Genomic DNA, 25096 nt, shown 5'->3' with positions numbered 1-25096 from the left:
CTCACCCGCAGGAGCATCCCCTTGACTACCCTCTACCATTGCCCCGACGCCCGCTCGTTCCGCTGCCTCTGGCTGCTCGAGGAAATGCAGCACCCTTACGAGCTCCAGCAGATGGCTTTTCCGCCCCGAACGAGTGCGCCCGACTACCTGAAAATCAATCCGACCGGCTCGGTCCCCTTCCTGCAGGACGAGAGCATCACTCTGTCCGAGTCGGGCGCGATCCTCGAGTACCTGGCGACCCGCTATCCGTCCGCCGGACTGGCTGTCGCGCAAGGCCATCCCGCCCATGGCCCATGGCTGAACTGGCTGCATTTTGGCGAGGCATCGCTGACGACGCCGCTGGCGACCATGCTGCGCTACCAGTACTTCGAACCCGCCGAGCGCCGCCAGCCGGCCGTGGTGGCCGACTTCAGGGAGTTTTTCCTCAACCGGCTCGCATTGGTGGACGCCGCCTTGCAGGGGCATGACTACCTGGTGGACGACCGTTTCACCGCCGCCGACGTCAGTGTCGGCTATGCATTAATGCTGAGCAAAATGCTTGGCCTGCACGAGGCGTTTCCACCAGCCGTACTGGGCTACTGGAACCGCCTGCGCGAACGTGATGGATACAAGGCGGCGAAAGCGGCGCAGCGTGTGACGGCCTGACCGAGAATTATTTTTTGCGGTCGGCAGGAACGCCGGCCGCCCCCCGAGTGCTGCGATCACCAGGAAGGGTCTCCCCCATGCCGCAATCGATATTGTCCCCTCAACCCCAACGCTTTTATGGCTGGACAGTCGCCATCACGCTGTGGTTCACTTACCTGCTCAGTGTGGGCCTGCCGTTCTATGGCGCCGGCGTCGTCAATGCGGCGATGGCCAAGAGCCTGCAGCTCGACAAGACCACGATCGGTTTCGGATTCTCGCTGCTCAGCATGGTCTGGGGACTGACTGGCCCGCTGGTGGCGGCGCTGCTCAACCGCCGCGGCCTGCGTTTCACCGTGACCCTCGGTTCGCTTGTGCTCGCCGCCGGCGCCGCAGCCATGGCCTTCCTGGTGCACGAGCGCATCGCCTTCATATTGGTTTTCGGGATCACGATCGGCGTTGGCATCGGCATCGCCAGCAACCTGCCGACCCAGACCGGGATTACCCTCTGGTTCAGCCGCAAACGCGCGCTGGTCATGTCGCTGGTCATGACCGCTTCCGGCGTCGGTGGCTTTTTCGGCCCCACGCTATTGGACCGTATCATGCAGCTGACGGGCGACTGGCGCGCAGGCTGGCAATTCATCGTCGCAACGAGCCTGCTGTGTGCCGCCGTTGCCGCCATCTTCCTGCGTGACCGGCCGTCCGACCTTGGCCAATGGCCCGACGGCATCGCGCCAGACAGCGCCGCAACGGCCGCCACCGGCAGCGCGACGGCATCGCCGCAGTGGACGGCGGCACAAGCGCTGCGCCATCCCGTGTTCTGGCAGATCTTGATTGTCGCTATCATTTTCAGTGCCCCGGTGCCGATGATGGTGGCCCATGGCGTGTCCCATTTTGAAGCGCTGGGAAATGCGCCGGCGGTGGCGGCATGGGCGCTGGCGCTGATGGTGCTGTTCAGCGTACCGGGGCGCGTGCTGGGAGGCATCCTGTGCGACCGCTTCCCGCCACGCCTGGTCTGGGCGCTGATGATGCTGCTGATCGCGGCCGGGATCGCCATCGCGACGATCGCCAACAGCACAGTGCTGATTGTCCTGTTCGCCGCACTGATGGGCATCGGCTTTGGCGCCTCGATTATCTGCTGGGTAGCGATCACGGCCAGCTATTTCGGGCCGGCGTCGTTCGCCACGGTCATGGGCACCCAGACGCCGATCTCGATGCTGGTCATCTCCTCGGTACCGGCCCTTGCAGGCATACTTTACGACCAGACCGGTACGTTCACGGTCCCCTTGTGGAGCAGCTGTTTTGCCATGCTGGCAGGCATGGTCCTGATCACCTTCGCGCGTGCGCCACGCCTCCGGCCAGCGCTCGCAATGGCCAACTAATGCACTTACCGCAAATACAGCCAAACCCGCATTACGGCGACGGCTATTTTCTCCGCGCACTGCGCATCGCCACGCCCAGCCCAGGTACCGTGCTGCTGGGCATGGAAGATTCCTATCATGCGTTCGAGATCAGCTTCGCCCACGACGGCACCCACGTCACGTCGATCGATACGCGCTGGCACCGGCATCCGATGAGCGCCTGCAGCGGCGCCGTCGGCGCTATCGACGGCATGGTTGGCTGCCGGGTCGATGGCGGCATGCGCGAGCTACAGGCTTACCTCGATCACCGCCAGCAGTGCACGCATATCTTCGACATGTTCAGGCTCGGCGTGCTGCATGCTTTCCATGGGCGCGAGGACCGGCGCTACGACGTGATCGTTCACGACGCGCCGCAGCAACCCCAGGTCGCGCAATTGCTGCTCAACGGAGTCGGCGTGCTGTCGCTGACCTTGGAAAATGATGTCATCCTCGCGCCAGAGAAATATCGCGGCGTCAATGTGTTCCACGGCTTCGGCACGTGGATCGCGGCCCATCTCGACGGTGAGAAAGTGGAACAGGCCTTTATGCTGCAGCGTGCGTTGTTCGTGGCGGGCGGACGCCGCCTCGACCTCGCCGCGAGCGTCGGCAGCCCGTCGTCCCTGAGCGGCCCGCCCACCGGCAGCTGCTACGCGTCGCAACCGGAGCGTTACCCGCGTTCGGTACGCCTCGATAACACCAGGGAGTTGTGGCAGGCGCCTGGCGAGGTGCTGCGTTTCCTGCCTGCCAAACGTGAAACGGGTCGATAATCGAATGGCGCCGCTGGCGGCGCCTCAGTCCATCCGTACGCCGCCGTCGACATTGATGGTTTGACCTGTCATGTAGGCGGCATCCGGACCGAGCAGGAAGGAGATCGCGGCAGCCTGTTCCTCGGGGTGGCCCTGGCGCCGCATCGGGATCCCTTTGGCGGTACCGCTCTTGATCTTGTCGAACCCGGCGCCGGTGCGCTCGCCGATGCGGCTGAAGGTGCCGTCCATCATGTCCGTCTCGACCGAGCCGGGACAGACGCAATTGACCCGGATCGCATGCCGGGCCAGCTCCTGCGCCATCTGCTGGGTCAGGCCAACGACGCCGAACTTGCTCGCGCAGTAGCCGCCATAGCCGGCCATGCCCATCCGTCCGGCCAGCGAAGACAAGTTGACGATCGCCCCACCCTGCCCCTGCTCGAGCAGCGCGCGGCCGACGTACTTGGACACCAGGAACACCCCGTTCAGGTTGACGTCGAGCGTGCGCTGCCAGTCGGCTTCGTCGAGGTCCAGGATCGGCGCCGCGCCTGCCCCGCCGGCAACACCGGCGTTGTTCACGACGCCATCGATACGGCCCATTTTTGCAATGGTGGCCGCGACCATGGCCTGCACCTGTGCCGCATTGCTCACGTCGCAGTCGAGCGCCAGGCTGCGCTGGCCCAGTTGGGCGATTTCGGCGGCCAGCGATTCGACGCCGCGCCAGCCGGCCGCGCGTTCGTGATCGGGAAAATCGGCCGGCGCGCGCGCCATCGCCGATACCACGACATCGGCGCCGTCGGCGGCCAGCCGCAGGGCTGTGGCGCGGCCGATGCCGCGCATGCGCGCCGCGCCGGTGACGATGAACACCTTGCCTTGAAGTTTTTTCATAGCGATTATGGGAAAGGGATTAAAGGCAGCCCTGGCGCAGGTCCAGGAACTGCCCAAGCACCTCGTGCTCACGGGTGAAGAACAGCGGCGAGGCCGGCAGGTCGATGAAGTTCTTCTCGTCGTCCAGCAAATCCTGCGCGGCCTGGCGCCGCTGTTCGTGCGGGTACGGCGCCACGCCTTCGGAGAACCACAGTTCGGCCACGCCATCGAAGGGCGGATGGCCGCCGCGCGCCTGCGCCATGGCGGCGAATGCGGCATCGTCGGCGGTATGGCATTGCACGTAGCGCTCGATGCCGAGCACGGCGGCACGCGCGCGTACCAGCGGCGCATGCACCTCGCGCCAGTAGGACTGGAACTCGCCTCGGGTCAGGCCGGGCAAGCGGCGCAGGCAAAACATCAGCTTGATCATGTTCCGGACTCGGGGGAAATACCGAGCAGGAGCTTGCCATCGTGGCGGCCCGTGAACAGGCGCTGCATCGCGTCCAGCGCATTCTCGATGCCGGGCACCACATGGTCTTTCCACTTGATCTGGCCATTCATGACCCACGGCGTCAGCTCGTCCAGCGCTTGCTGTGCGTGCGGCAAGTGATCGATGACGACGAAGCCTTCGATTTTCAGGCGCCGCATCAGGATGCGCGAAAAATCGGCGGGGCCGGCAACCGGCCCCTCTTTCTCGTAGCCCGAGATCATCCCGCACAAGGCCATCCGGCCAAAGGTGTTCAGGCGCGCATAGACCGCGTCCATGATGGCCCCGCCGACGTTCTCGAAATCGAGGTCGATTCCGTCGGGACAGAGTTGGTCCAGGCGCGCGCCCACATCCTCGTTCTTGTAATCGATCGCACCGTCGAAACCGAGCTCGCCGGTCAGCCAGCGGCACTTGTCAGGTCCGCCGGCGATGCCGATCACCCGTGCGCCGCGCAGTTTGGCAATTTGCCCCGCCACCGAACCCACCGCCCCGGCCGCGGCCGAAACGACCACGGTGTCGCCGGCCTTGACCTGGCCGACGCGCGTCATGCCGAACCAGGCCGTCAGGCCGGTCGCGCCCAGCACGCTCAGCGATGCCGTCAACGGCACCCCGGGCAGGGCCTGGATGGGGCTGACGGCGCGCGCCTTCAGCGTGCTCAGCGACTCCCAGCCGGCATAGCCGGCCAGTACCAGGTCGCCCGGCTTGAAGCGGCCGGAGCGCGACTGCGTCACCATGCCCACCGTACTGCCGCGCATCACGGCCCCGACTTCCACCGGCGGCAGGTACTGCTCGCGGTCGCTCATCCAGAGCCTGTGGGTCGGGTCGAGCGACAGGTAAATATTGCGCACGCGGATCTGATCGTCGCCCAGCGCTTCGGGAGTGAACTCGGCCAGTTCCAGGTCGTCGGCTTGCACAGCCCCCTGCGGACGGCGTTTCAGTTGCCAGCGCAGGCCGGTTTCGATGCTGCTCATGCTGCTTCCTCCTGCACCTTGGGAATGAAGATCGACTTCATCTGGGTGAACGACTTCAAGCCTTCCACCCCGTTCTCGACGCCCAGGCCGGACTGCTTGCGTCCAGCGAATGGAATGGCGGGCGTGTTCTGCAAATTCTGGTTGATCCACACATTGCCGGTGTCCAGGCGCTTCGCAATGCTGACGGCTTGCTCGATGTCCTTCGACCACACCGCGCCGGCCAGGCCGTAGTCGCTGTCGTTGGCGCGCCGGATCACGTCATCGAGGTCCGAGAAACGCAGCAGCGGCAGCACCGGGCCAAAGGCTTCCTCGGCGACCACGCGCGCCGTCTCGGGTGGATTGTCGACCAGGGTCAGGGGAACGAAATAGCCGCCGCCTTCGGGCACCGCCTTGCCGGTCAGCAGGGTCAGGCCTTCGGCGCGCGCCTCGGCGATCAGCGCCAGCAGGCGGCGATGCAGCGGTGCATTTTGCACTGGGCCGAACTGGCTGCCCGCCTCGGCGCCATCGCCCACGGTGGCGTCCAGGGCAAGCGCATGCAGGCGGTCGCGCAAGGCGTCGTAAATGTCGTCGTGGATGTACAGGCGCTTGGTGGCCACGCAGACCTGGGCGGAATTGTAGAAGGCGCCGTGGAAAATCTCCGCGGCGACCTGGTCGACATCGACGTCCGGCATGACGATCGCCACGTCGTTACCGCCCAGCTCGAGCGTCACGCGCTTGAGGTCTTTGGCGGCCGATTCCATGACACGCTTGCCGGTCGCCGTCGAGCCGGTGAAGGAAATCTTGGCAAAGCCGGCATGCGCGGTCATCAAGGGGCCCAGTTCGTCGCCGCCGCACAGTACGTTAAAGACGCCGGGCGGCAGGATGTCGCGCCACAGTTCGCCGAGCTTGAGCGCGCACAGCGGCGTGAACGGCGACGGCTTGAGCACCATCGTGTTACCGGTCAGCAGGGCCGGTGCGATCTTCCAGATCGCGAGCAGGAAGGGAAAATTCCACGGCACGATGGCGCACACTACCCCCAGCGGCTCGTGATGGACTTCCACCCGGCGCGCCGGCGTGTCTTCGACCACCTCGACCGGCAATTCCTGGCGCGCCACGCTCTTGAGCCAGATCGATCCGAACAGGATCTCCTGGCGCGCCGCCTCGAAGGGCCGGCCCTGCTCGCGCACGAACAGGTGGGCAAGGTCGTCCGCATTGGCCTTGATGGCGTTGGCCGCCGCGATCAGCAGTTCGCGGCGCGCCGTGATCGGCAGTGCTTTCCATGCGGGCAATGCCGCATGCGCGGCCGCCACCGCCTCATCGAGGTCGGCGGCAGTGGCGGCAGGCGCGCTGGCGAACACGTCGCCGGTGGCGGGATTCACGACGTCCAGCCCGCCCTGCGTGCCGCAAGCCTTGCCGTCGATCGTCATTGTGTAGCCAGAATTGAAGTCCATGTGCATTCGTCCATTCGATAGGTGGGATGAAACAAGCTTACGTGACATGCGTGGCGCTGAACCTCGTCGCTTCCGACGATTCACGCGTCCCTGCGTTCCGGCCGCTATTGGTCCGCTTCCGGAAAGCTGCGGCGCCCGCCGTTGAAGTCCGCCATCGCTTCGAGTGCGAACGGGCGCACCACCAGTTGCGAGAACGCGCCGCGTTCGGCCGCCATGCCGGCGGCGGCATCGGCCTGCCCGGCCATCGCGTGCAGGCTGACGATATGCCGCAGCGCTTCGGGCGAGCGCCCGTCCAGGGTGCGGGCGACGGCGCGCGCATGCGCCAGCGCATCGGGCACGACGGCGTGCACCAGGCCGATCCGCGCCGCTTCATTGGGGCCGACGCAGGTGCCCAGCAGCAGCATTTCGAGGGCCCTGGTGTGGCCGACCGCGCGCCCCAGTTTTTGCGTGCCGCCCCCGCCGGGGATGATGCCGAGCTGCACTTCCGGCAGGCCCAGCAGATAGTCGCCCGCCTGCGCGTAGCGCAGCTTGCAGGCCAGCGCCAGTTCCATGCCGCCGCCCATGCACCAGCCGCCGATGGCGGCGATGGTGATCCAGCTGCCCGCTTCCAGCCGCGCCGCGCAGCGGTGGAAGCCGCTCTCCGGCGGCGGCGCCTCCGGGCTGAAAGCCAGGCCGCGTTCCTGCATGGTGCGGCCGATCCGTTCGAGCACGCCGACATCGTAGTGGCGCACGAACACGCCCGGTTCGCGCCCGGTCAGTATGACCGTGCGCAGCCCGTCCTCGCCATCGATGAGATCGAGCGCCTGCAGCAGTTCGCGTTCGCTTTGCGCATCGAAATACCCGTGCGGCGGGTTAAACAGCGACACGATCGCGCTGCTGCCCTCGCGTGCCAGGGTAAGGCGGACGCCCTCGAACAGAAGTGGGGAAGCGCTCATGCCGCGTCCTCCAGCAGGCTGACCGCCTGGCGCGCGAACGCGGCGGCCTGGGCGCCCACTTCATGCGCGTCGTCGGACGCCGAAATGCCCTGCCTGGCGCGGGCGGCGACGCCCTCCAGGATGACGGCAAAACGGAACAGCGAAAACGCCATGTGAAAGTTGCTCACCGCTTCGGGATGGCCGCCGCACAGCCGGTAATGGGCCAGGTACTCATCTTGGGACGGAATGCCCAGGGCTTCCAGGTCCAGGCCCCTGATGCCGTGGAATTCCTGCGGCGCCATATGCCACGCCATGCAACTGTAGCTGGCGTCGGCCAGCGGATGGCCGAGCGTCGACAGCTCCCAGTCCAGCACCGCGATTACGCGCGGCTCGGTGGGGTGGAACATCAGGTTACCCAGCCGAAAATCGCCGTGGGCGATGCACGAGCGCGTGTCGGCTGGAATATTCGCCGGCAGCCAGGCGATCAGGCGGTCGATGTCCGCGTTCTCGGCGCCCTTGGATGCATGCCACTGGCGGGTCCAACGCGCCACCTGGCGTTCGAAGAAGTTCTCCGGCCGGCCGTAGCCGGCCAGGCCCACCGCGTCCCAGTCCACCGCGTGCAGCCTGGCCATGGTGTCGGCCATGGCGAAGAAATAGGCGCGCCGGTCGGCCCTGGCGATTTCCGGCAAGGCATAGTCGGGCAACACCCGGCCTTCCAGCTTTTCCATCAGGTAGAACGGCGTGCCGATCACTTCCCGGTCCGCGCAAAACAGCACGGCGCGCGGCACGGGCACATTGGTGTCGCCCAGCGCCTGCAGGACCTGGTATTCGCGGTCGATCGCATGGGCCGAAGGCAGCAGTTCGCCGGGCGGCTGCTTGCGCAGCACCAGCGCGCGATTGTCGAAATCGATAAAGAAAGTGGGATTCGATTGCCCGCCGCTGATGCGCTGCACACGCATCGGTCCAGCCACGCCAGGCAAGTGGCGGCGCAGCCAGGCCTCGAGCGGCGCGGCAGCGAAGGGCAGCCCAATTGCAGCGTTCATGTCCGCCTTCATGTTCGCGATCATGCTGCTTCTCCCATGCGCGGCGCATCGTGCAGGGCCGGTCGATGGAAGGACTCGCCGCGCGCGGCGCGCGCGCGCAGCCAGTCCGATGGCTGGAAGCGCTCGCCATGGCGCTGCGCCAGCAAATCGCAACCGGCCACGAATTCGGCTGCGCCCACGCTGTCGATATACGACAGCGCGCCGCCGGTCCAGCCGGGAAAGCCCACGCCGAGCACCGCGCCGAGGTCGGCGTCGGCCACGGCGTCGATCACGCCCTCTTCCACGCAGCGCGCCGACTCCAGCGCCTGGATGCACAGCAGGCGCTGCTTGACTTCCTCGACATCGGGCTGCCGCGCCAGCGCCGGGTATAAACTTGCCAGCCCCGGCCACAGGCGCTTGGGCGCGTCCGGCGCAAAGTCATAAAATCCGCCGCCGCTCTTGCGTCCGAACCGGCCCAGCTGGTTCATCCGCGTGATGACCTCTTGTGCATGGCCGCGCAGGAAGCGCTTGGGCAAGCCATCGGCCAGCGCCTGCGCCACCACGCGCTGCTGCAGGTCGAGCGACACTTCGTCGGTCACCGCCAGCGGACCGGTGGCATAGCCGGCCTGGCGCGCCGCATTGTCGATCAGCGCAGGTAGCACGCCCTGCGCCAGCATCGCCATGCCTTCGTCGATATAGGCGCAGAAGATGCGGCTGGTATAAAAGCCCGGGCTGTCGCGCACCACGATCGGCGTCTTGCGCAGCTGCGCCACCAGGTCGATCGCTTGCGCCAGCGTATCCGGCGACGTCTGTTCGCCCATGATGATCTCGACCAGCTCCATGCGCGCCACCGGCGAGAAGAAATGCATGCCGATTACCTGCGCCGGCACCGGCCAGTGCTGCGCCAGGCCGGTTACAGGCAAGGTGGAAGTATTGGTGGCCCAGACCACCGGTTCGGCCCGCTCGGCCAGCACCGTGGCCAGCTGCGCCATCAGGGCCGCCTTGACGGCGCGATCCTCGAACACCGCCTCGATAATGAAGTCGCACTCCTTGAGCGCCTGCGCCTCGGCCGCCGGCGTGATGCGCGCGCAGCGCTCCTGCACCGCTTGCGCAGTGCAGCGTCCCGCGGCCTGGTCGCGCTGCCACAGTGCGCCGATGCGGGCCTTGGCCTGTTCGGCCACTTCCATCGACTGGTCGAGCAGCACAACTTCGATCCCCGCCTGCGCGGCAAGCTGGGCGATGCCCGCTCCCATCATGCCGGCGCCCAGGACGCCCAGCCGGGCGACGCTGCGTTCGGGCACGGCGGCTGGCCGGCGCGCGCCCTTTTGCGCCGCCTTGCGGGCAATGAACTGGGTGCGCATCAGATTGCGCGCCACCACGCTTACCAGCAGGCCGCCGAAGTACTTGTTCTCGATGGCCAGCGCGCGGTCGATCGGCAGCAGCGTGCCCTCGTACACCGCCGACAGGATCGCCATCGGGGCCGGGAACTGGTCCTGGGTGTCGCGCCGCACTTGCGCCGCGCCGGTGCCGAAGGTGTGCATTGCGTGCGCCGCCATCGCGCCCGCGCCGCCCGGCACGCTGAAGCCCTTGACATCCCAGGCCGGCTGGAAGTCACGGTTTTGCAGCACCCACTCGCGCGCTGCTTCGACTTCCTGGCCCGCCGGCGCCAGCTGGTCGACCAGCCCCAGCGCGAGCGCCTCGGCCGGCCCGACATGGCGTCCGGACAGCAGCAAGGGCAGCGCCTGGACGATGCCGATCAGGCGTGGCAGGCGCTGGGTGCCGCCGCCGCCCGGCATCAGGCCGACGCTCACTTCGGGCAGGCCGACAACCGCGTCAGGCCGGTCGGCCAGCACCCGGTGGTGGCAGGCCAGCGCCAGTTCGTAGCCGCCGCCCAGCGCCAGTCCGTTGAGCGCGGCGGCGACGGGCTTGCCGCCGCGCTCGAGCGCGCGCAGCGCGATACCGCCCTGCGCATAACGCTGGCCTGCCTGCGCGGCGCTCAGCCCGCGCTCGTACAGTTGCGCGAATTCCAGCAGGTCGGCGCCGGCCATGAAGGCGCCCGGCAGGCCCGACGTGATGACGGCCCCCAGCACGGCCGGATTATCCGCAATCGCGCTGGCCACCGCGGCCAGTTCCGCGCCCAGGGCGTCGGTGAAGACATTCATGCTGCGGCCGGCAAGCTTGATGCGCACTATCGCGACGCCGTCGGGGCCGATTTCCAGGCTCAGGTTCTGAAACATATGTGCTTTCCCTCAAATTCGTTCAATGATGAGCGCCGTGGCCTGGCCCGCTGCCGCGCACAGGGTGATCAGCGCAGTACGGGAGCCGCGCCGTTCCAGTTCGTCCAGTGCGGTGCCGACCAGCATGGCGCCGGTGGCGCCCAGCGGATGCCCGAGGGCGATCGCGCCGCCGTTCACGTTCAGGCGCTCGGGGTCGATCTCGAAGTGCTGCTGGAAGCGCATCGGCACCACGGCGAAGGCTTCGTTGACCTCGAACAGGTCGATGTCGGAGGCCTTCATGCCAGCCTGGGCCAGGACGCGCTCGGTGACCGGCATCGGACCGCCCAGGCTGAGCAGCGGCTCGGAAGCGCCGGTGGCGCAGGCGACCATCCGCGCCCGCGGGCGCAGTGCGTGGCGGCTGCCGAATTCGGCATTGCCCAGCAACACGGCGGCAGCGCCGTCGACGATGCCGCTCGAGGTCGCCGCCGTATGAATGTGTTCGATCCGTTCGAGCCAGGGATAACGGCGCAGTGCGATCGCGTCGAAACCGGACTCGCCCATCCGGTCGAAGAACGGTTTCATCTTGGCAAGGTCCGCCATCGTGGTGCCGCCGCGGACGGCCTCGTCATGCGCGAGCACGACCTCGCCATTGATGTCGCACACCGGCACCAGCGAAGCGCTGAAGCGGTCTTCGGCCTGGGCCGCGGCGGCGCGCTGCTGGCTGCGCACGGCATAGGCATCGACCTGGTCGCGGGTAAAGCCGTACAGGCTGGCCATCAGGTCGGCCGCCACGCCATTAGGCATGTAGAGGTAATCGCGGCACACGGCCGGGTCGCTGTAGACGGCGCCGCCGTCGCTGCCGATCGGTACCCGCGACATCGACTCGACGCCGCCGCCGATGGCCGCGCCGGCCTGGCCGGAAGCGATCAGGCCGAAACCCATCCGCAGCGTATCGAGCGCCGAGGTGCAAAAGCGGTTCAACTGGTAGCCGGCCACGCTGTCGCCATAGCCGGCCTGCAGCAAGGCGACCCGGGTCAGGTCGGCCCCCTGCTCGCCTACCGGCATCACGATCCCCAACCCGACTTCGTCGATCCGGGACGGATCGAATCCATTGCGGATGCGCAGCGCGGCCAGCACCTGGGTCGCCAGCTGCACCGGCGTGATTTCATGCAAGGCCCCATCGGGCCGGCCCTTGCCGCGCGGGGTGCGCAGGTGGTCATAGATAAAGACGTCAGTCATACGTGATTGAATTGAAAAGAGTGGATCGGGGGAAGCGCAGGCGGCCCTCAGATGGCGCGCGCGATCACTTCCTTCATGATCTCGCTGGTGCCGCCGTAGATCCGCTGCACCCGCGCGTCGGCATACATGCGGGCGACCAGGTATTCGTTCATGTAGCCGTAGCCGCCGAACAGCTGCAGGCATTCGTCGACCACCTTGCCCTGGTTCTCGGAGCCCCACAGCTTGGCAATCGAGGCGGTCGCCGTGTCGAGCCGCCCGGCCACCATGTCGAGCACGCAGCGGTCGATGAAGGCGCGTCCCACCATGATCCGGGTAGCCACTTCGGCCAGCTTGAAGCGCGTGTTCTGCTGCTCGAACAGCGTCTTGCCGAAGGCCTTGCGCTCGCGCACATAGTCCACCGTGGCCGCATAGGCGCCCTCCATCGTGGCCAGGCCGGTCACGCCGATGACCAGGCGCTCGTACGGCAGGTCGCCCATCAGCTGGTAGAAGCCCTTGCCTTCTTCGCCGCCGAGCAGGTTCTCGCACGGCACGGCGACATCGTCGAAGAACAGTTCCGAGGTGTCCTGGGCCTTCATGCCGATCTTGTCGAGCAGGCGGCCGACCCGGTAGCCCGGCGCCGCCTCGGTCTCGAGGATCAGGATCGAAGTGCCCTTCGCGCCCTGGCTGGGATCGGTCTTGCATACCACCAGCACCAGACCGGCCAGGTAGCCATTGGTGATGAAGGTCTTGGCGCCATTGATCACATACTTGCCGTCGCGCAGCTCGGCCCGGGTGCGGATCGCCTGCAGGTCGGAACCGGCGCCCGGTTCGGTCATCGCGATCGCTCCCACCAGTTCGCCGCTGGCCATGCGCGGCAGGTAGCGCAGCTTTTGCGCCTCGGTGCCATGGTTGAGCAGGTAGTGGGCGACGATGCTGTGCACCGACACGTTCATGCCGCTCAGGGCGCGCCGGAACATTTCTTCGTAGATCACGGCCTCGTGGCGGAAGTCGCCGCCGCCGCCGCCGTACGCGTCCGGGATATCTGTGCACAGCAGGCCGAGCGCGCCGGCCTTGCGCCACACCTCATGACCGACGTGGCCGGTGGCGCGGGCATGTTCGTCGTGCGGCAGCACTTCCGATTCGATGAAGCGCACCACGGTATCGCGGTACAGTTCGAGGTCGGGATTGGACCAGGAAGGACTAAAATTGAGGCTCATGTGTGGTTCCTGTTAAGCGAGGAAGTTGGAGGAAGTCTTACAGCGTGCTGACCAGGTGGCCGCCATCGACCGGCAGCATGGCGCCGGTGATGTAGCGCCCGGCCTGCCCCACCAGCAGCAGCAATGCCGCATCGAGGTCTTCGGGACGGCCGAAGCTGCGCTGCGGCACCCGCGCCATCAGGCGCTGGCCGGCATCGCTGGCGAGGAAGTCGCTGTTCAGGTCGGTCTGCAGGTAGCCCGGCGCCAGCGCGTTCACGCGCACGCCGTGGCGCGCCCATTCGAGCGCCATCGCCCGCGTCAGGTGGACCAGGCCGGCTTTCGACGCGCAGTAGGGAGCAACCGCGCCGCCGACCCGTTCGCCAAGGATCGAGGCGACGTTGACCACATTGCCCGGCAGGCCGGCGGCCACCAGCCGCCGCACCGCCTCGGTCGCGGTCAGCCATGCCCCCTTCAGGTTGGTATCGATGACCAGGTCCCAGTCGGCCTCGTCCTGTTCGAGCGCCGGCTTGGATACGGCCACGCCGGCGTTGTTGACGATGATGTCGGGGCAGCCATGATGGGCCTCGATGTGGTCGAAGGCGGCCTTGACCGACGCGCTGTCGGTCACATCCATGAACACGGCGTGGGCCGCGCAACCGGCCTCCCGCAGTGCGGCCACGTGGGACTCGAGCTTGTCGAGGCGGCGCGCCACCAGCAGCACCTCGGCACCGGCGTGGGCCAGCACATGAGCAAAATGCAGGCCGAGCCCGCTCGATGCGCCGGTGACCAGTGCACGGCGCCCGTGCAGGGCCAGCGAAGGGACTTTGATTTCACGCAGTGCCAGCGTGTCACTAGAATTCATGGGGAACCTCACCTCAGATAAACGACCGATAACCAGGCTTCAGGTTAGCGGTCGTTGCCACCACTGGCGTCGTCGCTTCCGACGATTCCGCAGCGCAGCATGCGCGCTGCGGAGCTTCCCCGCTACAGGTCGTCCGTGCCGAACAGGGCCGAACTGACGGTCGGTGCGCCCGGGCCGCCGGCCAGCAGGCAGACCTTCGCGTCCGGGACCGGGTTGGCCGATTCGCCCCGCAACACCCTGACCGCTTCGATCGCGGTGCCGATCCCGTGCACGAAGCCATGCGCGAAATTGCCGCCTGAGGTATTCAACGGCAGCTTGCCGGTGGGGGCGATCAGGTTCTCGAACCTGACCACCTCGGCCACGTTCTCGTAGGTGCAGAAGCCGTGGTCTATCAGCGACGACACGCCCTGGGCGCTGAAGTTCTCGTACAGCTGGATCACATCGACGTCGGCCGGACCGAGGCCGGTTTGCTGCCACAGGCGCTGCGCGACCGGCTTGAAGCCGGCGGAGGCGTAGTCCTCATCGTTCTCGGCCAGGTCGCCCCATCCCTTCGATGCGCCGTTGGCCACGCCCAGCACGCGAATCGGCCTTTTCCTGAGGTCCTTTGCCCGTTCGGTCGACACCAGCAGCAGCGCGCCGGCGCCGTCGTTTTCGCGCGAGCAGTCGAACAGCCGGAACGGCTCGGCGATCATGCGCCCGTTGCGGTAGGCGTCGAGGTCCAGGTCCTTGCCGAAGGCGGTCGCCTCCGGATTGCGGGATCCGTGATAGTACGAGGCCCGCACCAGTTCCTCGGCCACCGACAGCGGCACCTTGTGGTGCTCGAACAAGCGCCGGGCGCGCAAGGCGCAGACCTGGGCCGGCGCCACCATCCCGCCGCCGATCACATGGTCGTTGAGGAAGTGGCGCATGACGGCCGCCGACAGGCGTCCGCTGTTGCCTTGCACCAGAGCGCGAAACACCACCACGGCCGTGGCCTGCCCGCTCGCGATGGCGGCCGCCGCGATGCCGAACGCGGCCGCGATGCCGCCGCCCCCGCCGCCCCAGGCCTGCGCATTGAACAGCAGGTTCCTGGTGCCCAGGTCCGGCATCAGCCGCACCGGTTCGTTATGGTCGTCGCCGTAGGCGACGAAGCCGTCGACGTCGGCCGGATCGAAGCCGGCATCCTCGCAGGCGTCGACGATGGCGCGCACCAGCACGCCCTGCTCCGGCATCGGCGCGGTGCCCCGTTTGTATTGGCGCAAGCCGATACCGGCGACCGACACCCCACCGCAAAATGGTTTGTGGCTCATGCTGTTTTCCCTTCGCTTGCCGACGTGGCGCCAGCGGCCTCGCCCGTTAATTTCCACCGCAGCGCGGACATGGCCTGGCCCTCCCACTCCAGCTGGACGGGTTCGCCGGTGACGTGCTGCCCGATCTTCAGCGCAGCCGCGCCATCGTGCATGGTGCCGATCAGGCGCCGGCCGCCGGCGCCGTCGAGCTCGACGACCACGCTGACATAGGGCAGCCCGAACGCCGCCGGGGCGCCGAACTCATGCCAGGTGCGGGTCCAGCTGAAGATGCGCCCGGCCGGTGCCACCTCGCGCCACGCGTGTTCCCACGAGCCGCAATCGCCGCAGCGCCACACCGCCGGCCAGTTCCATTTCTCGCATCCGGCGCATTGCTGCATCTTGACCTTGCCTTGCGCCAGGGCCTTCCAGTATTCGCCATCGGCACCTAATCCACTCATCGCCCTGCTCCCTGTAGTGTGCTGCGTTGTTCTTCATCGGCCGGTGTATGCCGGCGCGCGCTTTTCGGCAAAGGCGGCCGCCGCTTCGCGGAAGTCGTCGGTCATCAGGGCCAGCACCTGCGCGCGGTTTTCCAGTTCCAGCGCGGCGTCCAGGCTGCCCGCTTCCAGGTTGGCCCACATCAGCCGCTTGGTGTGGCGCGTCGAGTAAGGACTGTTGCGCAGCACCTGCCCTGCCAGTTCGAGCGCGCGCGGCAGCAGCTCGGCGCTGTCGACCAGTTCGCCGACCAGGCCGGCCCGCTCGGCTTCCTCGGCCGCCAGCGGACGTCCGGTCAGCATGACCTCGAACGCGCGCGAGGCGCCGATCAGGCGCGGCAGGTGATAGCTGATGCCGCATTCGCCTGCCGTCAGGCCGATGCGCACCGCGCCGACATGGAACGATGCCGAGCGCGACGCCAGGCGCACGTCGGCAGCCAGGGTCAGCGCAAAGCCGGCCCCGACGGCCGCGCCGTTGACGGCGGCAATGACCACCTTGTCGAGCGCGCGCAGGCGCGTCACCATGCCTGCGAACAGTTCCTGCCCGCGGTAATAATCGGCGACGCCGGGTTCCCTGGTGAGCGCGGCGCCGGCTGCGTCGGTGAGCGCGCTGCCCAGGTCCCATCCGGCGCAGAAGGCGCGCCCGGCCCCGGCCAGCACCAGCACGCGCACCGTGTCGTCCTGTGCCAGCGCATCGAGCGCAGCACTGAACTGGCGCACCGTCTTGTGGCTCAGCGCGTTCAGCCGCGCCGGCCCGTCCAGCGTCAGCACCGCGATTCCGGCGCGGCTGGTGTCGAGCAAAATCTCTGTGTCGTCCATGCGATTGTCCTTGGTCAGGTCGAGGCTCATGCGGAAAAGACGCGACGGCCGCGCTCCATGGCGGCCCGGCAGTCCGCGGCCATGCGCTCGATCAGCGCCGCGCAGGTGGGAATGTCGTGGATCAGTCCGACCACCTGGCTGGCCCACACCAGCCCGCCGTCGACGTCGCCGCTTTCCAGCGTCGCCCGTCCGCGCGCGCCGGCCACCAGGTGGTGCACATCCTCGAAGGCGCAGCCGCCGGCTCGCCGCTCCAGCGCAACGACTTCGTCGGAGATCGCGTTCTTGAGCACCCGCCCGGTGTTGTGCAGGGTCCTGAAGATCAAATTGGTATCGCGTTCCTCGGCCCGCAGCAGCGCCTCCTTGATGTGGCGGTGGATCGGCGCCTCTTCGGTCGCGCAAAAGCGCGTGCCCATGGTCACGCCTTCGGCGCCCAGCGCCAGCGCCGCCGCCATGCCGCGCCCATCGGCGATCCCGCCCGAGGCGATCAACGGAATCTTCACCTGGTCGGCCGCCGATGCGAACAGCACCATGCCGCCCACATCGTCTTCGCCGGGGTGGCCGGCGCACTCGAAGCCGTCGATCGAGATCGCGTCGACCCCGCTGCGCTCGGCCGACAGCGCATGCCGCACCGAGGTGCATTTGTGGATGATGGTCACGCCGGCATCCTTGGCCTTGCGGATGAACTCCTTCGGATTGTTCCCGGCCGTCTCCATGATCTTCACGCCGCTGTCGATGATCGCCTGCAGGTAGGCTTCATACGGCGGCGGATTGGCCGACGGCAGGATCGTCAGGTTGACACCGAACGGCCGGTCGGTCATCGTACGGCAGCGCCTGATCTCGGCCGCCAGCGCATCCGGGCTGGGCTGGGTCAGTGCCGTGAGCACCCCGAGGCCGCCGCCGTTCGACACGGCCGACGCCAGTTCGGCCCGTCCCACCCATTGCATGCCGCCCTGGATGATGGGGTAGCGAATACCCAGCAGTTCTGTAACTCTCGTCTTCATTGTTGTTCCTCAAGAAAATTGGGGCGGCTGGCTGCGTGGCGTTCGATCACGTCGTCGCTGACGCCCCAGCGCCGCAAGATGTCGTCGCACGGCTCGGGCGCGCTGCGCACGGGCGCCGCCGCCGGCGTGCGGCTGAAGCGGGGTGCGGGCGCGGGCTGCAGCACGCCATCGACCGTGACGAAGGTTTCGCGCGCCTGGTTGTGCGGGTGCAGCGGCGCTTCGTCCCAGTCCAGCACGGGGGCGAAGCAGGCGTCGCTGCCCTCGAGCAGCACACACCATTCGTCGCGCGTACGGGTTTGAAAGACATCGGCCATGCGCAGCTTGAGCAGCGGCCAGCGCAGGCTGTCGAACTGCGCATCGAAAGCGGGGTCGTCGATGCCGCACAGCTCGCGCAAGCGCGCGTAGAACTGCGGCTCGATCGCGCCGATCGCCACGAATTTGCCGTCGGCGCAGGCGTAGGTATCGTAGAAGTGGGCGCCGCCGTCGAGCAGGTTTTCACCGCGCTGGTTACTCCACTGGCCGGCCGCCTTGAAGCCGTACATCATCGTGTTCAGCAGCGCCGCGCCATCGGTCATCGCGGCGTCGACCACCTGGCCATGGCCCGACTGGCGCGCCTCGAAGGCCGCGCACATCACGCCGAAAGCGAGGAACATGGCGCCGCCGCCGAAGTCGCCGACCAGATTGAGCGGCACCACCGGCGCTTCGCCGCTGCGGCCGATCGCATGCAGGGCGCCGCTGATGGCGATGTAATTGATGTCGTGGCCGGCGGCGTGCGCCAGCGGGCCATGCTGGCCCCAGCCCGTCATGCGGCCATATACCAGCCTCGGGTTGCGCGCCAGGCAGGCCTGCGGGCCAAGGCCAAGGCGTTCCATCACGCCGGGCCGGTAGCCCTCGATCACGATGTCGGCCACGTCGATCAGCTGCAAGGCGGCCGCCACGCCGGCCGGCTGCGCCAGGTCGAGGCTGATCGTGGGGCGGTTGCGGGCGCTGATGTCGAACCGATCCGAACCGCTGATGGCGGCGTCGGCGCCGGGCCGCGGCCGCTCGATGCGGATCACCTCGGCGCCCATGTCGGCCAACAACATGCCGCAGAACGGGGCGGGACCGAGCCCAACGAACTCGACTACTTTGACCCCTTGCAGCGGACCTGCCATGATATCTCCCCGTGAATGGCCGGCCCTGGGCCGGCGGTGTTGCGCGCTAGTGGCGCGTCAGAGCCGTTCGACGATCGTCACGTTGGCCATGCCGCCGCCTTCGCACATGGTCAGCAGGCCGAAGCGCTTGCCGCGCTGGCCCAGCGCACTGATCAGCGTCGTCATCAGCTTGGTGCCTGAGGCGCCGAGCGGATGGCCGAGCGAAATCGCGCCGCCGTTGACGTTCAGGCGCGCCGGGTCGGCGCCGGTGGCTTTCAACCAGGCCAGCGGCACCGAGGCGAACGCTTCATTGACTTCGTACAGGTCGATGTCGGCGATGGTCATCCCGGCCTTTTTCAGGGCCGCCTGGGTCGCCGGGATCGGCGCTTCGAGCATGATGACCGGATCGTGCCCGAGCACGCTGATGTGGTGGATCCGGGCCAGCGGCTTCAAGCCCAGCGCCTTCAGCGCCTTTTCGCTGACCACCATGACGCCGCTGGCGCCGTCGCAGATCTGGCTGGCGTTGGCGGCGCTGATGCAGCCGCCCTCGACCAGCGGCTTGACGCTGGCGATGCCTTCGAGCGTGCCTTCGAAGCGAATGCCCTCGTCGACGCTGTGCATGCCTTCACCGGCGCCGTCGGCGCCGCGCACGGCCACCGGCACGATCTCGGCATCGAACAGGCCGGCCTTGGCCGCCGCGATCGAACGCTGGTGGCTGTCGTAGGCAAACTGGTCGAGCTCGGCGCGGGTCAGGCCGTATTTCTTCGCGATCGCTTCCGCGCCGCTGAACTGGCTGAATTCGACGCCGGGATAGCGCTGCTCCATCCTGGGGCTGACGTAAAAGCCCAGCCCGGCCTTCTGCGGCAGGCTGATCGGCGAACCCATCGGCACCCGCGTCATGCTCTCGACGCCGGCCGCGATCACCACGTCCATGGTGCCGGACATGACGGCCTGGGCCGCGAAATGCAGCGCCTGCTGCGACGAGCCGCACTGGCGGTCGAGCGTGGTGGCAGGGACCGATTCGGGCAGGCGCGACGCCAGCACCGCGTTGCGGCCCACGTTCATGCTTTGCTCGCCGATCTGGTCGACGCATCCCATGATCACGTCCTCGACCGCCGCCGGATCGATGCCGCTGCGGTCGAGCAAGGCGTTGAGGACTTCGGCAGCCAGGTCGGCCGGGTGCCATCCGGATACCTTGCCGCCCTTGCGCCCGCCCGCGGTACGTGCGGTAGCGACGATATATGCTTCAGCCATGTTGCGTTCCCTTTTAGTAGACAAGATTGGTCCAGCGATGATGTGATTCTCGGCCAGGACGGCGGCCGCGGCGTCGTCGAAACCGACGATTCGACGCGCCGGGCGCCTCAGCCGCGCGCGATCCGTTTGGCCATGCTCCAGCGATGCACTTCCGACGGGCCGTCATAGACGCGGAAGGCGCGCATGTCGCGGAAGATGCGTCCCACGATGGTCTCGTCGGATACGCCGCTCGCGCCCAGCACCTGCACCGAGCGGTCCACCGTGCGCCACTGCGCTTCGGAACAGAACACCTTGGCCAGGCTCGATTCGTGGCGGCCCTTCCCGCCCTGGTCGAGTACCCAGGCGCAGTGCCAGATGGCCAGGCGCGCGCTGTGCAAGTCCATCTCGTTGTCCGCCAACATGAAGCCCACGCCTTCGTGGGCGATCAGCGGCTGGCCGAAGGCGTGCCGCTGGCGCGCGTAGTCGGCGGCGACGTCGTGCGCGCGGCGGGCGCCGCCCTGCCAGCGCATGCAATGGGTCAGGCGCGCCGGTGCCAGCCGCACCTGGGCGTAGCGAAAACCTTCGCCGATGCCGCCCAGCACGTCGCTGGCGGGCACACGCAGCCCGTCGAAACGCACCACGCCGTGGCCGCCCGTGAAGCAGCTGTCGAGCGCGTCGATCTGGCGTTCCACGACGATGGCAGGCTGGTCCATGTCGGCCAGGAACATCGAGGCCGTGCCATCCTCCATGCGCGCCATGATGATCGCGAAGCTGGCGCCGGTGGCGCCAGTGATGAACCACTTGCGGCCGGTGATGATGTAGTCGTCGCCGTCAGGCACGGCCGTCGTCTGCAGCATCGACGGATCCGAGCCGGAGCCCGGCGCCGGTTCGGTCATGCAGAAGCACGAACGCAGGCGGCCGTCGATCAGCGGCTGCAGCCAGCGCTCCTTCTGTGCGTCGGTGGCGACCACCTCGAGCAGGTGCACATTGCCTTCGTCGGGCGCGTGGATGTTCAGCGCCACCGGTCCCAGCGGCGAGTAGCCCGCCTCCTCGAACACGATGGCCTTGTCCACGTGCGACAGGCCCAGGCCGCCGCGCTCGACACTGGCGTGGGGCGTGACCAGGTGGTGGCGCCGGGCCATGGCGATCAGCTCGTCGCGCAGGCCCTCGCTGGGTCCGTGGCGAGTGTTGCGCTCGTCGCGCTCGAGCGGTATGACTTCCTCGGCGATGAAGCGGCGCGTGCGTTGTTGCAGTTCAAGCTGGGCGGGGGAAAGCGAGAAATCCATGATGGTATCGATCCAGTCGTCAGGTCAGGCCGCGTAATAGCGGGCCGCTTGTTGCGCCATCGCGCGCATGCGCGGCGTGGCGTGGTAGGCCGGACCCAGTTCGGCATGGCGGTCGCAGCGCGCCACCACATCGGCGAGGCCGAGCCAGTCGGCGTATTTGAGCGCACCGCCGGCCCAGGCCGGGAAGCCCAGGCCCAGCAGCAGCGCAGTATCGAGTTCGGCCGGGGTATCGACCACGCCGTCCTCCAGCGCGTGCGCCGCCTCGACCAGCATCGGCAGCATCATCCGGTCGACGATCTCGGCGTCGGAAAAATCGCGCCGCCCCTTCGGCTGCAATGTGGCCACCAACGCCTGTGCTTCCTTTGATGACGACTTGCGCAGCCGGCCGCCGGCGTCGGCCGCATAGGCGTAGAATCCGGCCCCGCTCTTCTGGCCGTACAGCTGGCGGCTCGCCAGCAGCTTGACGGCGTTGCGCTCGACGGCAGGCATGCGCTGCGGATAGCCGGCGCCGATCACGTCGATCACATGGACGCCGGTATCCATGCCGACCACGTCCTGCAGGTAGGCCGGGCCCATCGGCCAGCCGAATGCTTCCATGGCCTTGTCGACCTGTTCGAAGTCTGCGCCGTCGGCCACCAGCTGCGAAAACGCATTGATGTACGGAGTCAGGATGCGGTTGACCAGGAAGCCCGGGCAATCCTTGACCACGATCGGCGTCTTGCCCATTGCCACGGCATAGCCGACGGCGGTCGACACGGCATGGTTGCTTGTGCGTTCGCCGCGGATCACTTCGACCAGCGCCATCACCGGCACCGGGTTAAAGAAGTGCATGCCGACGAAGTCTTCCGGGCGCTTGAGCGGCGCGCCGATGTCGTCGATCCGCAGGCTGGAGGTATTCGATGCGATCACCGTGCCTGGCGCCACCGCGTCTTCCAGCGCCGCCAGCACCTTGTGCTTGACCTGCAAGTTCTCGACGACGGCCTCGACCACGAAATCGACGGCGTCGAAGCCCGTGTCGTCGAGCTGGGGCGTGATCGACCCCAGTACCGAATTGGCCTTGGGCTGAGACAGGCGGCCGCTCTTGACCTGGCGCGCCAGCTGTTTGGCGGCTTCGGTCATGCCGAGCTCCAGTTGCGCCACCGAGATGTCCTTCATGCGTACCGGCGTGCCGCGCCGCGCGCTGGTGAAGGCGATGCCGCCGCCCATGATGCCGGCTCCCAGCACCGCCGCCTGGACGACCGGCGTGGCTTGGCGCGCATGGTCCTTGTATCGTTTTTTAAGTGCCTGCTCGTTGAGGAAGGCTTGCACCAGTGCCGAGGCGGCCTGGGTCTTGGCGACGCGGCCGAACGCCGCAGCCTCGAGGTCGAGCGCGGCGCTGCGCTCGCAGCCCAGTGCGCTCTCCATCAGCTCGAGCGCCATCAGCGCCGCCGGCTGGTGCGCGGGACTGCCCGCTTGCAGGCGCGCGCGTTCGGCCGCGAACAAGGCCGTGGCCTCGGCGCCGCCAAGCGCGACCCCTACGCGCTTGCGCTGCTGGCGCGCCTGCCAGTCCAGCTCACCGTTTGCCGCCTGGTTCAGCATGGCCAGGGCGCTCGCGCGCAGCGCGTCGGGTGCGGCCACCGCGTCGACCACGCCGGCGGTCAGCGCGGCGTCGGCGCTGGCGGGCTTGCCGCCGGCGATCCAGCCCAGGGCCACCGCAGGACCTGCTACCCGCGGCAGGCGCACCGTGCCGCCGAAGCCGGGGAACAGGCCCAGCTTGACTTCAGGCAGGCCCACCTGGGCCGTTTGCGCCATCACCCGCAGGCTCGCGCACAAGGCCATTTCCAGCCCGCCTCCGAGCGCGAAGCCGTTGATCGCCGCAACGCTGGGAATGGCCAGGTCTTCGCAAGCGACGAAGATCTCGTTATCGATCCGCACCTGGGCGGCGATGGCTTCCGCCGTTTGCTCGAAGCGGGCGCCGAACTCGGTGATGTCGGCGCCGACGATGAAGGCGTCCTTGGCGCTCGTCATCAAGAGGCCGCGCACGCCTGGCTCGGCGGCGATCAGCGCGATCGCCTGCTTGAACTCAGCGACCGTGCGGGCGTCGAGCTTGTTGATGGATTCACCACTGCGGTCGAAGCAAAGCTCGACCAGTCCGTCCTGCAATCGCAGGACACGAATACCCTGACCTTGATACATGCGCCATCCCCTGAAAGATATCCAGCCCGTGCTGGTTTTGGACCATTCTAGGTTTGCCGGGGCGGCGTGGCATCGTCTTAAACGACGAACCTCCGCGCCGCGCGCATGTTCAGCGCAAGCGGATCAGGCCTTCCTGGGCGACCGAGGCCAGCAGCCGGCCGTCGCGGCCGAAGATGCTGCCGCGGCACATTGCGCGCGCATGGGAAGCCGAGGGCGAATCGGTCTCGAACAGCAGCCAGTCGTCGAAGCGGAAGCCGCGGTGGAACCACATCGCATGGTCCAGGCTGACGCTGTGCAGGTTGGGCGGGCGCGGATCGAGGCCGTGGCGCCGCACGGCCGCGCCGAGCAGCTTGAGGTCGGACGCGTAAGCCAGCAAGGCGTGGTGCAGCAAGGGGTCGTCAGGCAAGCGGCCGTCCGCCCGCATCCAGGCCCGTCCCGGCGCCTGGTCGACGGTGCGGAACACGATCGCGCGCTGCGCCCCGGCCTGGCTATCGTCCGCGAGCTGTTCAGGGAGCTGCACGTCGGGCATCGCGCACTGGTGATCGAGTCCGCCCTCGGCGCGCTGGAACGAGGCGAGCATTTGAAAGATCGCCTTGCCGCCCTGGCTTGCCGTCACGCTGCGGGTGCTGAAACTGGCGCCGTCGCGGGTGCGCTCGACCGTGTACAGGATGGGGGCGCGCTTGTCGCCGGGACGGATGAAATAGCCATGCAGCGAATGGACCGCATGGGTGGGCACGGTGGCCCCGGCCGCCATCAGGGCCTGGCCCAGCACCAGACCGCCGAACACGGACGTGGTGCCGATATCGTTGCTCACGCCGCGAAACAATGTTTCTTCCAGGCGCTCGAGCCGCAGCAGGGCGAGCACCTCATCCAGAGCCGCGCTGCCGCCTTGCCCCACCGCTTCCGCCAATACAGCCATTGGCCCCATCCTTCCGCGCCGGTGGCCGGCATGTCTTGTTGAACTGGTCGCAGTATAGGAAGCGCGCGTGCGCGTCGCCTCGTCCGAAGCGACGAACTTTGCGCGCTGGCGGGCGCCGGCGCCGTTTTCATGGCCAGCGGCGCGAATTAATGTCTTACAATGAAGCGGACTGCAGCACGACACATTCTCTTCAGGAGCACTTTCGCATGACAGCCCCCGCCACCACCGGCCAGATTCACTGGGCCGATACATTTCTCCTCGGCCACGAGGAAATGGACGACGTCCACCACGAATTCGTGACCTTGCTCGGGCAACTGCAAGGCGCCCCCCAGGCCGAGCTGGCGGCGCGCCTCGACGCGCTCGCCGTGCATACCAGGACCCATTTTGAGATGGAAAACAAGTGGATGCTGGAGACCGATTTTCCGCCGCGCGACTGCCATATCGATGAACATGCCGCCGTGTTGAAATCGATCGATGAAGTGCGCGCGCGCGTCGCCCTGGACGACTACGCCGATGTCGCCTCGCTCGCCGCGGCGCTGGCGGACTGGTTCCCCGGCCATGCCGACTACCTCGATTCGGCGCTGGCGCAATGGATGTGCAAGCGCCGCTTCGGCGGCAAGCCGGTCGTGGTCCGGCGCGGCCTGGACTTGTCGTAGAACCGGCGCGCCCTAGGCGGCCTGGCGCTCGAGCCTTGCAAAGCGCGCCAGGTGGTAGTCGGCGCTGCCGAGGGTATTTCCAATCACGGTGGCGCGCCTGAAATAGTGGGTCAGCGCCAGCTCGTCGCTAATGCCCATGCCGCCGTGCAGCTGCACCGCGTTCTGGCC

At 67.6% G+C, this 25096-nt stretch carries 24 protein-coding genes; 4 read left to right on the top strand and 20 right to left on the bottom strand.

All coding sequences use genetic code 11. The features are described 5' to 3' along the window. Positions 1 to 21 precede the first annotated feature (21 nt). The 3 genes from D3872_RS09690 to D3872_RS09680 all read left to right on the top strand — a co-directional run bounded on the left by D3872_RS09690 (position 22) and on the right by D3872_RS09680 (position 2788). On the top strand, positions 22 to 645 hold the full coding sequence (locus tag D3872_RS09690; RefSeq protein ID WP_119810578.1) for a glutathione S-transferase family protein: 624 nt from the start codon (positions 22 to 24) through the stop codon (positions 643 to 645). A 92-nt stretch (positions 646 to 737) separates the two neighbouring features. Continuing rightward, positions 738 to 2003: an MFS transporter gene (locus tag D3872_RS09685; protein ID WP_182915750.1), complete on the top strand. Its 1266-nt coding sequence runs from the start codon at positions 738 to 740 to the stop codon at positions 2001 to 2003. Continuing rightward, positions 2003 to 2788 carry a DUF2889 domain-containing protein gene (locus tag D3872_RS09680; RefSeq protein ID WP_119810576.1) on the top strand — a complete coding sequence of 262 codons (786 nt, stop codon included), beginning with the start codon at positions 2003 to 2005 and terminating at the stop codon, positions 2786 to 2788. Before D3872_RS09685 ends, D3872_RS09680 begins: the two co-directional genes overlap by 1 nt. Positions 2789 to 2812: 24 nt before the next feature. On the opposite strand, the gene D3872_RS09675 is transcribed toward D3872_RS09680, so the two are convergent. The 19 genes from D3872_RS09675 to D3872_RS09585 all read right to left on the bottom strand — a co-directional run bounded on the left by D3872_RS09675 (position 2813) and on the right by D3872_RS09585 (position 24272). Then, positions 2813 to 3652, bottom strand: a complete 840-nt coding sequence (locus tag D3872_RS09675; RefSeq protein WP_119810575.1) for an SDR family NAD(P)-dependent oxidoreductase — start codon at positions 3650 to 3652, stop codon at positions 2813 to 2815. Between the two features lie 19 nt (positions 3653 to 3671). Further along, on the bottom strand, positions 3672 to 4061 hold the full coding sequence (locus tag D3872_RS09670) for an EthD domain-containing protein (protein WP_119810574.1): 390 nt from the start codon (positions 4059 to 4061) through the stop codon (positions 3672 to 3674). Next, complete coding sequence (locus tag D3872_RS09665) at positions 4058 to 5089, bottom strand: NADP-dependent oxidoreductase (protein WP_119810573.1); 1032 nt, start codon at positions 5087 to 5089, stop codon at positions 4058 to 4060. The genes D3872_RS09670 and D3872_RS09665 overlap by 4 nt, the downstream gene beginning before the upstream one ends. Then, positions 5086 to 6519, bottom strand: coding sequence for an aldehyde dehydrogenase family protein (locus D3872_RS09660; RefSeq protein ID WP_220476914.1), 1434 nt, complete (start codon positions 6517 to 6519; stop codon positions 5086 to 5088). Before D3872_RS09660 ends, D3872_RS09665 begins: the two co-directional genes overlap by 4 nt. 104 nt (positions 6520 to 6623) lie before the next feature. After that, positions 6624 to 7454 (bottom strand): enoyl-CoA hydratase/isomerase family protein, encoded by an 831-nt coding sequence (locus tag D3872_RS09655; RefSeq protein WP_119810571.1) that lies wholly within the window; start codon positions 7452 to 7454, stop codon positions 6624 to 6626. Further along, the gene (locus D3872_RS09650; protein ID WP_229459245.1) at positions 7451 to 8500 is read right to left on the bottom strand and encodes a phosphotransferase family protein; all 1050 of its coding nucleotides are present in this window, start codon (positions 8498 to 8500) and stop codon (positions 7451 to 7453) included. The genes D3872_RS09655 and D3872_RS09650 overlap by 4 nt, the downstream gene beginning before the upstream one ends. After that, complete coding sequence (locus D3872_RS09645; RefSeq protein WP_119810570.1) at positions 8497 to 10692, bottom strand: 3-hydroxyacyl-CoA dehydrogenase NAD-binding domain-containing protein; 2196 nt, start codon at positions 10690 to 10692, stop codon at positions 8497 to 8499. The genes D3872_RS09650 and D3872_RS09645 overlap by 4 nt, the downstream gene beginning before the upstream one ends. A gap of 12 nt (positions 10693 to 10704) precedes the next feature. Continuing rightward, the gene (locus tag D3872_RS09640; protein WP_119810569.1) at positions 10705 to 11910 is read right to left on the bottom strand and encodes an acetyl-CoA C-acetyltransferase; all 1206 of its coding nucleotides are present in this window, start codon (positions 11908 to 11910) and stop codon (positions 10705 to 10707) included. Between the two features lie 47 nt (positions 11911 to 11957). Beyond that, positions 11958 to 13106, bottom strand: coding sequence for an acyl-CoA dehydrogenase family protein (locus tag D3872_RS09635; RefSeq protein WP_119810568.1), 1149 nt, complete (start codon positions 13104 to 13106; stop codon positions 11958 to 11960). A 37-nt stretch (positions 13107 to 13143) separates the two neighbouring features. Beyond that, entirely contained in the window at positions 13144 to 13947 is an 804-nt protein-coding gene (locus D3872_RS09630) for an SDR family NAD(P)-dependent oxidoreductase (protein ID WP_119810567.1), read from the bottom strand. A 122-nt stretch (positions 13948 to 14069) separates the two neighbouring features. Further along, complete coding sequence (locus D3872_RS09625; RefSeq protein ID WP_119810566.1) at positions 14070 to 15236, bottom strand: thiolase C-terminal domain-containing protein; 1167 nt, start codon at positions 15234 to 15236, stop codon at positions 14070 to 14072. Next, positions 15233 to 15673, bottom strand: a complete 441-nt coding sequence (locus D3872_RS09620) for a Zn-ribbon domain-containing OB-fold protein (RefSeq protein ID WP_119810565.1) — start codon at positions 15671 to 15673, stop codon at positions 15233 to 15235. Before D3872_RS09620 ends, D3872_RS09625 begins: the two co-directional genes overlap by 4 nt. A gap of 33 nt (positions 15674 to 15706) precedes the next feature. After that, positions 15707 to 16525 (bottom strand): enoyl-CoA hydratase/isomerase family protein, encoded by an 819-nt coding sequence (locus tag D3872_RS09615; RefSeq protein WP_119810590.1) that lies wholly within the window; start codon positions 16523 to 16525, stop codon positions 15707 to 15709. Positions 16526 to 16551: 26 nt separating this feature from the next. Then, a complete protein-coding gene (locus tag D3872_RS09610) occupies positions 16552 to 17526 on the bottom strand; it encodes an NAD(P)H-dependent flavin oxidoreductase (protein WP_119810564.1) in 975 nt (324 codons plus the stop codon). Then, on the bottom strand, positions 17523 to 18680 hold the full coding sequence (locus D3872_RS09605) for a CaiB/BaiF CoA transferase family protein (protein ID WP_119810563.1): 1158 nt from the start codon (positions 18678 to 18680) through the stop codon (positions 17523 to 17525). The genes D3872_RS09610 and D3872_RS09605 overlap by 4 nt, the downstream gene beginning before the upstream one ends. 57 nt (positions 18681 to 18737) lie before the next feature. Continuing rightward, positions 18738 to 19913, bottom strand: coding sequence for an acetyl-CoA C-acetyltransferase (locus D3872_RS09600; protein WP_119810562.1), 1176 nt, complete (start codon positions 19911 to 19913; stop codon positions 18738 to 18740). Between the two features lie 107 nt (positions 19914 to 20020). Next, the gene (locus tag D3872_RS09595; RefSeq protein ID WP_119810561.1) at positions 20021 to 21178 is read right to left on the bottom strand and encodes an acyl-CoA dehydrogenase family protein; all 1158 of its coding nucleotides are present in this window, start codon (positions 21176 to 21178) and stop codon (positions 20021 to 20023) included. 24 nt (positions 21179 to 21202) lie between these two features. Continuing rightward, positions 21203 to 23353, bottom strand: coding sequence for a fatty acid oxidation complex subunit alpha FadB (gene fadB, locus D3872_RS09590; protein ID WP_119810560.1), 2151 nt, complete (start codon positions 23351 to 23353; stop codon positions 21203 to 21205). A 109-nt stretch (positions 23354 to 23462) separates the two neighbouring features. Further along, complete coding sequence (locus D3872_RS09585) at positions 23463 to 24272, bottom strand: acyl-CoA thioesterase (protein ID WP_182915749.1); 810 nt, start codon at positions 24270 to 24272, stop codon at positions 23463 to 23465. A 206-nt stretch (positions 24273 to 24478) separates the two neighbouring features. On the opposite strand from D3872_RS09585, the gene D3872_RS09580 reads away from it, so the two are divergent. Next, complete coding sequence (locus D3872_RS09580) at positions 24479 to 24928, top strand: bacteriohemerythrin (RefSeq protein WP_119810558.1); 450 nt, start codon at positions 24479 to 24481, stop codon at positions 24926 to 24928. Positions 24929 to 24940: 12 nt separating this feature from the next. Here D3872_RS09580 and D3872_RS26405 read toward each other — a convergent pair. Beyond that, positions 24941 to 25096, bottom strand: a 156-nt coding sequence (locus D3872_RS26405) for an acyl-CoA dehydrogenase family protein (RefSeq protein ID WP_370660957.1), incomplete at its 5' end; no start/stop codon positions are given.

It is taken from the genome of Massilia cavernae (genome assembly GCF_003590855.1).
Taxonomy (GTDB): Bacteria; Pseudomonadota; Gammaproteobacteria; order Burkholderiales; family Burkholderiaceae_D; genus Telluria_A; species Telluria_A cavernae.
The sequence above is the reverse complement of the archived record's forward strand: the minus strand, read 5'-3'. Positions and strand labels throughout refer to the sequence as shown.